This is a genomic window from Anaerococcus sp. Marseille-P9784 (genome assembly GCF_902500265.1).
GTDB lineage: Bacteria > Bacillota > Clostridia > Tissierellales > Peptoniphilaceae > Anaerococcus.
The window spans coordinates 197,632-209,699 of the sequence record NZ_CABVOZ010000002.1 but is presented as its reverse complement, the minus strand read 5'-3'; the positions used below and the strand labels follow the sequence as shown (position 1 = coordinate 209,699).

The window sequence follows — 12,068 nt, the reverse complement described above, 5'->3', positions numbered from 1 at the left end:
TCACTTTTATTTTATTTATGATTTTTGCAGAGACAAATTTTTTTCTCAGTGGAAGCTCTAGGATTATCTGTGGAATTATTTTAGGAACTGTAGTCTTTATACTTCTATTCTTTTCAATTATGCTCTCCCTTATGTATCGAACCTTTGACTATAGGGGCAAGAGGAAACACGCCAAAACTATTATAGAAGGAGCACTCAATATGTTGAGATACCAGACGGTAGAGTTGGACTTGATCTAGGATGTGGCAGCGGTGCACTTACAATTGCTTGTGCAAAAAGAAATTCAAAAGCAACCATGCTGGCTGTGATACTTGGAGCGGTTCATACAAAGGTGAGTTTTCTAAAAAAATCCGCCAAGACAATGCAAAGGCTGAAGGTGTTTGCCATGCGAGATTTGAAGTTGGAAATGCTGTGAAACTTCCATTTAAAGATGAAAGATTCGATGAGGTAACAAGCAACTACGTTTATCACAATATAATGTGATAATAAACAGAAACTTCTATTGGAAACTTTTCTTGTACTTAAAAAAGGCAGCGTTTTTGCAATACATGATTTGATAAAGGAATCAAATTATGGCGATATAGAAAAATTTTTATATAATGAGGAATTAAATGAACTTTATTAGCTATGGAAATAGAAATAAGAAGTCAATGTTATTTATTCACGGACTTGCCTCTACTGCGGACCTATGTTTCAAACCGCTGCTTCCTTATTTACAAGACTACTATGTGATTTTTTGCGAATTGGACGGTCATTATGGTACAAACCCCAAAGACTTGACTTCCTTGAAAGAAACCATAGATTCAATAGAAAATTACATATTAAATGAAATGGGTGGGAGCGTCTGTGGAATATGCGGATTTTCTATGGGAGCAACCATCGCAGTTGAACTAATTGGAAGAGGAAATATTTCTGTTTCAAAAGTCCTACTAGATGCGGCGATTACTGCTGAATTAGGCTTAATGGCAACGCCTTTTACCTATGCTTTTATCATTGGGACAAGTAGAATCAAAAATAAAAAGCCAATACCTAAATTTTTATTAGATAAAATTATGGGCAAGGATAATCTAAGCATAATAGAAATGATGTATCCGCAAATTTCAAAAAATACGATTAAAAACGCCTGTAACTTTATCTATCATTACAAGCCTCCAAGGAGTTTAATTAAGTTTTCAAGTCCGATAATGTTTTGGAGGGGAAGCGAAGAGCCAATCCCTGCAAAAAGTGAAAAGATATTAAGAGAGTATCTTCCACAAATGGAAACAGAAATATTTGAAGGAATGGGTCATGGACAATTTCTCCACGATCATCCCAAAGAATACGCTGAGAAGCTAAAAGCCTTTTTGGAAAACAAATAAGGAGAATATTATGGATATAACACGAGCAATATTAGATGGAATTGCAATGGCTGCTATCTTTAACGGTTCAGTGGCAGCTTTTGTACTGATTAACCCGAGATTTTTCTTTGATTCCTATCCAAAGAAAATACAAAATTCGGCTCCAGAAAAGATGACAAAAGAAGAGAAAAGAATAAATTTAATACTTACATTTATAATTTTAGGAATCGTATTTATATATGGAGTGACCTCTCTATTACATACGGGAATAAGAGGACTTAGAGATCTTTTCTGGATGAGCTATATTCAGTGGATAATATTAAACTTGGGAGATTTCCTTCTATTGGATGTACTTTTGTTCCAAGGAAAGTACAAGGATAAGATAGTAATACCAGGTACAGAAGGACATGAGGACTACGAATTTGGAAATTGGATGAAGCATTTGGCTATTAAAGAACATTTTATCTTGATGCCATTATTACTAATTCCAATCGCATCCATAGTAGAAGCGTGGATAGTGCTTCTACTTGGATTATAAAATAAAATTTGAAAGAAAGGAATAAAAGAAGTGGTAATAGAAAAAGTTTTTGTTGAAATCTATAGGCAATTATGTAATGCAGATTCAACAATAATAGATGACTTTTTAAAATTGTTGAAGAAGAAATTAATGATAACACTTTATTTAAAGATCTGAAAAAGATAGGAAACCAGCTTAATAGAATCATTAGTCAAGAAAGAAAGTTAGTTGATCTTCATTTGGAAGATAGTATAGACGAAGAAGTTTATGCTAAAAAGTATAAAAAACTTACAAAACAAAAAGAAGAATTACTCGATGAAAAGAAAACACTGGAACTAACGATAAAAGATGAAAACTCTATTAAAGAAAGATTAAAGCAATTTAAAAAGGTGTTAGAGAATAGAGAAATTATAGAGGAATTTAACAGAACAGTATTTGAAAGCATAGTTGATAAAGTCGTGGTGGGTAGAATTGACAAAGACGGAAAAGTTCATCCTTATGACTTAACATTCTATTTCAAAACAGGAGTTAAAGATAGTCAAGATTCTAATAACTTTAAAGATAAAAGAAAGAATGCCAAAGACAATGACATTAATAAATTGTGTTCCTACAAGAATGACGAGGATAAAAAATTATGTTCCCAAGCAAAAGATAATGCATGTGGAGAGTGTAGTATTTATGACAAAGGATGATAAATAGTAATATGAAAAATAGTAAGAACTTTAATCTTTTTTTAATGGATGGAGAAGTTACTGGTAGAATAAAGTGTACGTTATCAAATTGGACAGGCTTAGCCTATCAGGTCCCAAGACCATATCTTGAAAAATGTAAGGACAGACAAGATTTAAAACAAAGTGGTGTTTATTTTTTATTTGGTAAAAATGATGATGGAGATGACGAAGTATATATAGGCCAAGCTGGAATAAGAAAAAATGGTGAGGGAGTTCTATTTAGGGTAGCATAACACTTAAAAGATGAAATTTATTTTTCAGATGCAGTCATGTTAACTACACAAAATAACTCATTTGGACCTACAGAAATCTCATATCTAGAAAATAAATTCACCAACATGGCTATAGATGTAGATAGGTACAAAGTAAGAAATGGAAATGATCCAAACCCTGGACATGTAACAGAAGAAAAAGAATCAGAATTGGAAGATTTTGTAGAATATTCTAAAATGGTTCTTGGTGTCTTAGGCTATAAAATATTTGTTCCTATAGTTAAGAAAGAATTAAAAATAGAAAATAAAATCGATGATGATGAAATATTATATCTAAGTACTAAGACGAAAAAATCAGGAAAAATTATTAATGCTAAATGCAATAGAACAAGTGAAGGATTTGTCGTATTAAAAGATAGTATGATAGAGATGATTGATTCAAAAAGTTTACCAAATAGTATAAAAAAACTACGAGATAAATGTAAAGCTAATAATGAAATAATAGATGGTAAACTAACAAAAAACTATTTATTCAATAGTCCATCATATGCAGCTATGTTTGTACTTGGGATGAGTAGAAATGGTAAAACTGAATGGAAAATGGAAGATGGAACTACACTAAAAGAACTAGAGGAAAAAGAACTGAGATAGACTAGTAATAGACGATTAGCAATTGTGATATCGTCTATTTTTTATACCTTTTAATGCCTGTAATAAGAGGGTGTTCAAAAGCATAAAATAGTCATTTGTAAATTAGTATATTAAATTATATCAAGGTAGTGAGAGTCTTAAAAATAAAGTATATAAATTTTATGATCTATAATCCATTCTATATTATCAATTTTCTAATAACACTTTCATTTTCAATAATATAAAATATCCTTGTCAAAATATTTTTTTCTGTCATTATTTTTCTTATATTTTAATTAAATCTCATATTATTTGTAAAATGAAATTGGACTAATTAATTCTTTCTATTTAATTTTTTTATTTAAATAAATATATTGGATAAGTCTGTATAATATTGTAAAAAGAAAAGGTCATTTGAAATCCAAACTAGCACAATGTTTTTAACCACAAAGACAACTAGGAGTAATAAATGATCTAATTACATTTTTACATTAAACATAGAAGATATTCAAAAATTAATCAACAAAGAAGTTAAAAGCGATATGGCAAGAGCTATAAAACCAAAATATTTAACGAGCTTATGGAAAAAGAAATGCGAGGTAAGTGGGCGAGGATAAAAATAAAGATATATCTTAACGATTATTAGGTGTGATATGTACTATAATAACGATTGGCTTTATAATAATTTATGTGCAAAAGATAGCAGTGATTTTGATATCGATCCAATATCAGGAAAAAACTGTTTTATAATCTCAAATAACATTAATAATAGATTTATGATAGAAAAAACTGTTAATAAACTAATCACATAAGGCTTTAAGTATTTTTTTATCTTTGGTGAATATGCAAATTTGTGGGAAGAGTTAATTTATTCAATATCAAAGGAAGAAAACTATATAGAAGTAGAAGTAAGCAAACTAGATTTGATGAAATTGGCCTATGATCTCGGGGTTAATATATCTTTTAAAGATAATTCTGTAAATTATCTTATATCTGATGATGAATATTTAACAGAATATATAATTGAAGATTTAGATGATATTTTGAATGAAAATACCTTATTTACAGCATCTGATTGGAAGAAATTTAGGGATGGATATGAATTTACCTACCACGATAAAGATGCGATTAAAGTATTGGAGAAGAACTTATGATTGGTTTTTTGGGAAATGAAAAAATGTTTTCTTATACAGATAAGGGAATTAATGCTGGAATCTTAGATGGGAAAAGTTCTGCTGTGATTTGGATTGAAAATTATTGAAAATTTTATAATTTAATCTAACACCTGCATTTGTAGGTGTTTTTAGAGCTAAAAATAGTGTAAGAAAGAAAGTGATTTCTATCTTGCACTATTTTTATAAGCAGGTTTTTATAGTTAAAATTAAGAGCCAAGATTAATTAATATCAATATTTTCAGCTTGTTATATAATTTTTATCTTAACTGAAATTTCTCTATAAAAGTTATTTGAATAGCAAATGATAATTATTATCAAAATTTGATTGACAAAAATAAAATTTAGGCTACAATAGAAATAGTTAGGCATACCTAACAAATTGATTTTAAAATTTATCGGAGGAAATATGAAATTTAAAAAAATATTAATGGCTCTAGCAATGCTTATTATTGCTAGTTCTTGTTCTAAAAATGCAAATAAAACTGATTCAGAAGCTAAAAAGCAAGGTGATGGGAAAAAGATTGTAACTGTTACAACATCATTTTTGTATGATATGGTTGATAATCTTGTGGGAGATAAGGTTGATAGGGAACTTATAATACCTGCTGGTGAAGACCCACATCTTTATACAGCTAAGCCACAAGATTTGGAGAAGATTAAGAAGGCTGATTTACTTTTATACCATGGTCTTCACTTTGAAGGAAAGATGGTTGATGTACTCGAAAAGAAGGGTTCTGCAGTTTCTAGAACTTTCAAAAAAGAAGATATAGGAGAGATGGAAGAAGGCGAAAAAGTTGTCGTTGATCCACACTTTTGGTTTGATATCAAACTTTATAAGCAAGCAACAAAAAATGCTGCTGAAGATTTAGAAAAACTCCTTCCTGAAGAAAAAGAAAACATTGAAAAAAATCTAGAAGCCTATCTAGCTAAATTAGATGAATTAGATAAGGAAAATAAGGAAAAGATTAGTTCAATTCCAGAAGCAAGCAGGTACTTGATTACTCCACATGATGCTTTCAATTATTTTTCTAGGGCCTACAACATTCCAGTTAAGGCTCCTCAAGGCGTATCAACTGACAGTGAAGTAGCAAATAAGGATATAGAAGATACTGTTAATTTCATTGTTAAAAATAAGGTTAAGGCAATTTTTGCAGAATCAACCACAGATCCAATGAGGATGGAAAAATTAAAGGAAGCTGTAAAGGCAAAAGGCTTTGATGTAAAAGTTGTTTCTGGTGAAAGTCAGGAATTGTTCTCAGATTCTTTAGCAGCAGAAGGTCAAGTAGGAGATACCTATATAGATATGTATAAGCACAATGTAGATTTGATTGTAGAAAACTTGAAATAGGTGAAATTATGAAAGATGTAATCATAAAAGTTGAGGATATGACAATTGCATATGCAGATAAGCCTGTGCTTTGGGATAATGATATTGAAATAATTAACAATTCGATAACGGCTATAATTGGTCCTAATGGGGCAGGAAAATCTACCTTGATTAAGGGAATCCTAAATTTGCAGAAAAAATTGTCTGGGTCTGTATTAATTATGGGAAAGTCCTTTGATGAGGTTAAGAAAAAAATTGCCTATATTCCTCAAACAGCCTCTGTTAATTGGGATTTTCCAACAACAGTCCAAGACGTTGTCCTAATGGGCAGGTATGTCCACCTTGGTTGGCTGAAAAGGCCAACTAAGGCCGATTATGATCTTGCAAGAAAAGCCCTAGAAAAAATTGGTATGCAAGATTTTGAAGATAGGCAAATCTCAGAGCTTTCAGGGGGTCAAAGACAAAGAGTTTTTATAGCAAGAGCTATAGCTCAAGACGCTGACATATATTTTATGGACGAGCCCTTGGCTGGTGTTGATAAGGTGACAGAAAAAGTAATCTTTGATTTTATGAAAGATTCTCAAATGAAGGGAAAAACTTCCATAGTTGTTCACCATGATCTTAATACCATAGAGAAATATTTTGACCATATAGTGATTTTGAATAAAAAAGTAATAGCCCAAGGACCCGTTAGCGAGGCTTTCACAAAAGAAAATGTAGATAAGGCCTTTGTGAGGTAAGCTTATGGAAATTTTTAGAAATTATTCTTTTATAATAGTTGCTCTAGGCACAGTAATCCTTGCTATGGCAACTGGTATAATCGGGTCTATAAGTGTTTTAAAAGGGAAATCGCTAATTGGTGATGCCATAGGCCACTCTACCTATCCGGGCATAGTCATTGCCTTTATGTTATCAATGGAAAAATCTCCTCTTATACTTTTGTTAGGAGCAGCCATCGCTGGGGCTATATCTTTTTTCTTGATAGATATAATCGCAAATAATTCAAAGATAGACCTTGATGCGACTTTAGCTATTGTGCTGTCAAGTTTTTTTGGTCTTGGTATGGTTTTAAAATCATTTATCCAAGGTAATCCCACCTACGCAGGAGTTTCTCAATCGGGTCTAAAAAATTATATTTTTGGCCAAGCTTCATACATCATGAAAAATGATGTGAAGATAATATTCGTTGTATCAATTTTTTCACTTTTACTTCTTTTAGCTTTCTATAAGGAAATAAAAGTTTATGTATTTGATGAAATTTATGCAAAAACAATCGGTATTAATCCTGCTTTGATGAATACAGTAATTCTTCTTGCGACCATGCTTTTAATCACAACCGGTCTTAAGTTGGTTGGCGCGATTTTGATTTCTTCAATGCTTATAGTGCCTGCAATAACAGCCCTACAGTGGACTGATAAATTCCATGAAATGTTAATAATAGCAGGACTTTGTGGAGGCGTTTCTGCCCTTATTGGCACCTATATATCCACACTTTACGATGGGATGAGTACAGGATCCACAATCATACTTATCATGAGCTTTATTTCACTAATTTCTATGATGATCGGCCCAAGAGGTATGAGGACAAAGATTGCGAGGAAAAAATATGATGGACTTTCTTAGATATTGCTTTATAGACAATTACCAAACTTTGTTAGTTCTCTTGGTTACAGCCATAGCTTGTAGTATCATAGGTGTTTTTCTTGTTTTAAGAAGACTTTCAATGCTAGCTGATGCAATTAGCCACTCAATTCTTTTGGGAATTGTGCTTGCATATTTTATAGTAAAGGATATTACTTCAGTTTATTTGGTATTTGGAGCTGCAATTTTTGGAATAATAACGGTGTTTTCTATAGAATCGCTCTCTAAAACCAAGCTTGTAAAAAATGATGATGCAGTGGGTATTGTTTTTCCGATGTTTTTTGCCTTGGCAGTAATCCTTATTACTAAATATGCAAGAAATGTTCACCTCGATGTGGATGTTGTTTTGATGGGTGAAGTGATAATGGCTCCCCTAAATACTATGAATTTCTTAGGTATGGAAATACCGAAATCGCTCTTACAGATGTCGGTAATGGGACTTATAAACTTAGCCTTTATATGGATTTTCTTTAAAGAATTAAAACTTACAACATTTGATGCGGAATTTGCAAAAATTGCTGGCTTTTCAGAAGTACTTTTATTTTATGGTCTGATGAGCTTAACATCCTTTACAACAGTAGTTGCCTTTGAGGCAGTCGGTGCAATTTTGGTAATATCCTTCCTGATTGCTCCTGCATCTAGCGCTTATCTAATAAGTAAAGATTTGAAAACGATGATAATCATTTCTGTTCTTTACTCAATAGTAAATTCTATTTTGGGTTTTGTCTTGGCTATGTATTACAACCTTTCTATGTCTGGTATGTCAGCAACAATAGCAGGGATAACTTTTTTCATCACATTTTTATTTAACAAAAATGGATTTTTGATAAAAATACTCACACGCAAGAAGAAGCATATTGAATTTAAGAAGGATGCTTTCTTGATGCATGTTGGCAACCACCAACAAGGAGAAAATTCAAAAGAAGAACTGGGTATAGGCACAATATACAAACACCTATCCTGGAAAAAAGAAGATATAGAAAAATATAGCAAGATGCTAATAGCAGAAAACAAGATAATGATAGATGAGGGTATTTATAAACTAACTGAAAAGGGTAGAATCTTATATATAAGTTTGCTAAAAGATTACGGATTATGAGGTATAAGATGAACTCAATAAGACAAGATTACATTCAGGCTATATATAGACTTTCAAAAGATAAGGGTTATACAAATAATAAAAATATATCAGATTATTTTTCGATAAGTAGGCCATCAGTTAGTGAAATGATCAAAAAACTAATAGAAGATGGGTTGGTAATCCAGGAAAAAAACAAAATATACTTATCCGACTTAGGAGACAAGGAGGCAAAAGCAATTTTATCCAAACATAGGATATGGGAGTGTTTCCTAGTGGATGTCCTAGGTCTTAATGGTGATATAGTCCATGACCAATCGGACTTACTAGAGCATGTGACAAGTGAAGAAATGTTCGCCGCCCTAAACAAGTTTTTAGCCTATCCTAAAAAGTCGCCGAAGGGCAAAAGAATTTATACAAACGAAAATAGGTAAAATATTAATATTTTAAAAAAATAAAAAATTATAAAGGCAAGTCCGAATTTTAGTAAACTTTAACTAATAAGATTAGGGGCTTGTTTTTTACATAAAATGAAATTGAATGCATCTGAAAGTTATAAATGAATTGAATGGATAGTTTTGAATTAATATTTTATTGTAGTAGTCCTTGTTTATGATATATTTAGGAGCAAGGCCTACAAGGAATTTGGACTATTGATATCAGGAGCTTTTGCTGGATTTTAGATAGAACTTTTGGCAGTAAGTTTGTAAGATATCTAAAGTTCTAATCATAGCACCGCTAAGAGTTGCAAGAGATACATGGAAGGCAGAAATAGAAAAGTGGTCTCACCTTGATTTCTTAAATTATTCAGTAGTCATAGGTAATGAAAAAGAAAGAATAAAAGCATTAAATAAGCAGGCAGATATTTATCTGATCAATAGGAAAATGTTGACTGGCTAATAAATAAGAGCGAACTGCCCTTTAACTATGATATGATTGTAATTGATGAACTATCATCTTTTAAATCTCATAGGTCAAAAAGATTTAAAGCCCTGATGAAAGTAAGGCCAAAGGTAAAAAGAATAGTTGGACTTCCTGGAACTCCATCATCAAATGATCTAATGGATTTATGGTCTGAGTTTAGACTGCTTGATATGGGAGAAAGACTTGGTAGATTTATTGGTCAGTACAGGGAAATCTACTTCAAACCAGATAAGAGAAATGGACCAATCATTTATTCTTACAAACCACTGCCTTTTGCTGAAGTTGTAATATATGAAAAGATATCAGATATAACAGTTTCTATGAAAGCTGAAGATTACCTAAAAATGCCAGAAAAGATAAACAATGAAGTCTTTGTTTTGAATCTTGGGAAAAGATTGCTGTTGAGATGAATTACTCAATTCAGCATATTTTTAGACTTAATAGTAAGACTTTAAAAAATATAGAGATATAAAAAAATCGGGTGACGCATAAATGCATCACCCGCAAAACTTCCGTTTTCAATTCGTGTTTTTATTATAGTACTAATTTTAAAATTTATCTAAGATATCGTGGTGTCCTATATCTAAAAGAAATACCAATTCATTATTTTCATAGAACCAAATAATTCGAATATCCATGTTAACAGAAGATTCTCATATGCCATCTGTACCCTGTATCTTCTTGGTTCTTAAAGATGGGTGAGTAGGATTTTCTATAAAAAATTTAAGTTTCTTTTTAGTCTGTTTCTTTTAAGTATCAGATAGTTTTTCGTAATGTTTTTTAAAGGCTTTCGAATAAGTAATTTTATAGGACATTACTTGTCTAACTCTTCGAATAGTGAGTCGATAGAATCAAAAACGGGTTCAGTCCCATTTTTTATAGATTCTTTAATCTCTTTTACTTCAGCTTTTAAATTTTTTATGACATGCTCTGGATAGATTGCAACTGGAACAAGTACAATTTTTCCATTATCTTCTATGACTTCAAATTGATCACCTTGATTTAATTCCATAGATTTTACTATGTCTTTTGGGATAGTAACTTGTGATTTAGCTTTTAGTTCAACTAACATAACAAAGCCTCCTAAGTTAGAAATTCATACTTTCTAACTAAATTATATTTTTTTCTAAGAAAAAAGTCGAGTGGAGAGTAAAGTTGATAGAATGAGAGTAAGTAGTTGTAGTATAGTTAAAATAGCAAAAGAATAATAAAACGAGCCTTGGAGATTTAATCTTCGAGGCTTTCTTTATGGAGTTATAAAGTGCCAAGAAAACCTAAGAGACCATGTTCACATCCAGGTTGTCCTGAATTAGTTGATGGACGATTCTGCAAGAAACATGAAAAAGAATACAACAAGAACTATGAAAAATATAAAATAGATCCTAAAACTCATAACAACTGCTGGAATAGATATCAAATCAATCTGCTACGAAACTCATCAAAAGGCAGCCAACACACATGAAGGAATGGGATTTACAGTTGTTCCTTTTGGACGAGGTTTTAAAGATATGTCTTCACCAACAAAAGAGTTAATGAAACTTACACTTGAAAGAAAAATAGCCCACGGAGGTCATCCAGTTCTAAGGTGGATGATGGATAATATCTTCGTACGAACTGATACTGCTGGAAACATAAAGGCAGATAAGGAGAAATCCACAGAGAAGATAGATGGTGTAATTGCTACAATCATGGCACTTGATAGGGCAATAAGATGTGGGAATGATACGAGTGAATCTGTCTACGATAATAGAGGATTGATTGTATTTTAATGAGGTATAATAAAGTTATTCGACTATGGAGGAAAGAATGACGATAAAAGATTTTATATTCAAAATTAAAGAAGTTACATTCATATACGGCTATAATTGGGATTTAATGTCACCGATAGAAAAAAATGCAAAAGAGTTTGCAAATTTAAATATAAATAAAGAACCAAAAATGTTTAAAGATGAAAACTCCTATGAATTTAGCTCAGAGTATATCCTTGCGGCATCTTCAATGACTATAAATGATAAGTTAAGAAATAATCACTTGGATCATGATATTATTAATATCTTTAAAGATATTAATAAACATAAATTGAAAAAAGATATTGTTGTGTACAGAGGAATTCATGAGAATGTTATTAAGCTAATGATTGAAAATGCAAAAAATTATAAAAATATAGATTATTATGAAAAAGGATTTTTGAATACCTCTATAGTTAAAGGTAAAGAGATTGATTGTAACACAAAATTAAGAATATTATTACCAAAAGGTACATGTGCTTTTTACGTAGGAAATGTTAGTAGCGAAGAAGAGATATATTATGAAGTTATTATTCAAAAAGGAGCAAAGTTAAAGATCCTATCAAAAGATAAAGAATATATAAACTGTATTTTAATAGAAACAGATTAAATATTCTATAATTAAAAATAAATGGTTATTTATATATAATTTTAGGGGGGGTGGCAATATAAACATTTTAAATTTAATATTTAAGTCAAGAGACAAACC

At 31.1% G+C, this 12,068-nt stretch carries 15 protein-coding genes and 3 pseudogenes; 17 read left to right on the top strand and 1 reads right to left on the bottom strand.

The features are described from left to right. Positions 1-240 precede the first annotated feature (240 nt). The 14 genes and pseudogenes from GAN53_RS09840 (at position 241) to GAN53_RS09825 (ending at position 9,982) form a co-directional block, all read left to right on the top strand. Positions 241-483 (top strand): class I SAM-dependent methyltransferase, encoded by a 243-nt coding sequence (locus tag GAN53_RS09840; RefSeq protein ID WP_318655659.1) that lies wholly within the window; start codon positions 241-243, stop codon positions 481-483. Positions 484-611: 128 nt separating this feature from the next. Further along, a complete protein-coding gene (locus GAN53_RS04845) occupies positions 612-1,358 on the top strand; it encodes an alpha/beta fold hydrolase (RefSeq protein ID WP_151409823.1) in 747 nt (248 codons plus the stop codon). 10 nt (positions 1,359-1,368) lie between these two features. Continuing rightward, positions 1,369-1,875, top strand: a complete 507-nt coding sequence (locus GAN53_RS04840) for a hypothetical protein (protein ID WP_151409822.1) — start codon at positions 1,369-1,371, stop codon at positions 1,873-1,875. Positions 1,876-1,890: 15 nt separating this feature from the next. After that, positions 1,891-2,546: pseudogene (locus GAN53_RS04835) on the top strand (recombinase family protein); the annotation flags it as partial. A gap of 11 nt (positions 2,547-2,557) precedes the next feature. Continuing rightward, positions 2,558-2,818, top strand: a complete 261-nt coding sequence (locus tag GAN53_RS09835) for a hypothetical protein (RefSeq protein WP_225791825.1) — start codon at positions 2,558-2,560, stop codon at positions 2,816-2,818. A 36-nt stretch (positions 2,819-2,854) separates the two neighbouring features. After that, the gene (locus GAN53_RS04830; protein ID WP_225791824.1) at positions 2,855-3,448 is read left to right on the top strand and encodes a DUF4357 domain-containing protein; all 594 of its coding nucleotides are present in this window, start codon (positions 2,855-2,857) and stop codon (positions 3,446-3,448) included. A 632-nt stretch (positions 3,449-4,080) separates the two neighbouring features. Further along, positions 4,081-4,239, top strand: a complete 159-nt coding sequence (locus GAN53_RS09750; RefSeq protein WP_192574093.1) for a hypothetical protein — start codon at positions 4,081-4,083, stop codon at positions 4,237-4,239. 39 nt (positions 4,240-4,278) lie between these two features. Further along, entirely contained in the window at positions 4,279-4,581 is a 303-nt protein-coding gene (locus GAN53_RS04825; protein ID WP_151409821.1) for a hypothetical protein, read from the top strand. Positions 4,582-5,008: 427 nt separating this feature from the next. Then, positions 5,009-5,950 carry a metal ABC transporter solute-binding protein, Zn/Mn family gene (locus GAN53_RS04820; RefSeq protein WP_151409820.1) on the top strand — a complete coding sequence of 314 codons (942 nt, stop codon included), beginning with the start codon at positions 5,009-5,011 and terminating at the stop codon, positions 5,948-5,950. Between the two features lie 8 nt (positions 5,951-5,958). Further along, positions 5,959-6,669 carry a metal ABC transporter ATP-binding protein gene (locus tag GAN53_RS04815; protein WP_151409819.1) on the top strand — a complete coding sequence of 237 codons (711 nt, stop codon included), beginning with the start codon at positions 5,959-5,961 and terminating at the stop codon, positions 6,667-6,669. A 4-nt stretch (positions 6,670-6,673) separates the two neighbouring features. Then, positions 6,674-7,552, top strand: a complete 879-nt coding sequence (locus GAN53_RS04810; RefSeq protein WP_151409818.1) for a metal ABC transporter permease — start codon at positions 6,674-6,676, stop codon at positions 7,550-7,552. Next, positions 7,536-8,669: a metal ABC transporter permease gene (locus GAN53_RS04805; RefSeq protein ID WP_151409817.1), complete on the top strand. Its 1,134-nt coding sequence runs from the start codon at positions 7,536-7,538 to the stop codon at positions 8,667-8,669. The genes GAN53_RS04810 and GAN53_RS04805 overlap by 17 nt, the downstream gene beginning before the upstream one ends. An 8-nt stretch (positions 8,670-8,677) precedes the next feature. Beyond that, the gene (locus GAN53_RS04800) at positions 8,678-9,082 is read left to right on the top strand and encodes a metal-dependent transcriptional regulator (RefSeq protein ID WP_151409816.1); all 405 of its coding nucleotides are present in this window, start codon (positions 8,678-8,680) and stop codon (positions 9,080-9,082) included. 561 nt (positions 9,083-9,643) lie between these two features. Next, a complete protein-coding gene (locus GAN53_RS09825; RefSeq protein WP_225791823.1) occupies positions 9,644-9,982 on the top strand; it encodes a hypothetical protein in 339 nt (112 codons plus the stop codon). A gap of 404 nt (positions 9,983-10,386) precedes the next feature. On the opposite strand, the gene GAN53_RS04785 is transcribed toward GAN53_RS09825, so the two are convergent. Beyond that, positions 10,387-10,644, bottom strand: coding sequence for an AbrB/MazE/SpoVT family DNA-binding domain-containing protein (locus GAN53_RS04785; protein ID WP_151409815.1), 258 nt, complete (start codon positions 10,642-10,644; stop codon positions 10,387-10,389). Between the two features lie 189 nt (positions 10,645-10,833). Between GAN53_RS04785 and GAN53_RS04780 the strand changes: the two are divergent. The 3 genes and pseudogenes from GAN53_RS04780 to GAN53_RS04770 form a co-directional block, all read left to right on the top strand. Then, positions 10,834-10,965: pseudogene (locus tag GAN53_RS04780) on the top strand (HNH endonuclease); the annotation flags it as partial. A gap of 16 nt (positions 10,966-10,981) precedes the next feature. After that, positions 10,982-11,341, top strand: a pseudogene (locus GAN53_RS04775) (terminase TerL endonuclease subunit); the annotation flags it as partial. Positions 11,342-11,378: 37 nt separating this feature from the next. After that, entirely contained in the window at positions 11,379-11,969 is a 591-nt protein-coding gene (locus GAN53_RS04770; protein ID WP_192574092.1) for an ADP-ribosyltransferase, read from the top strand. The last annotated feature ends 99 nt before the right edge of the window (positions 11,970-12,068 follow it).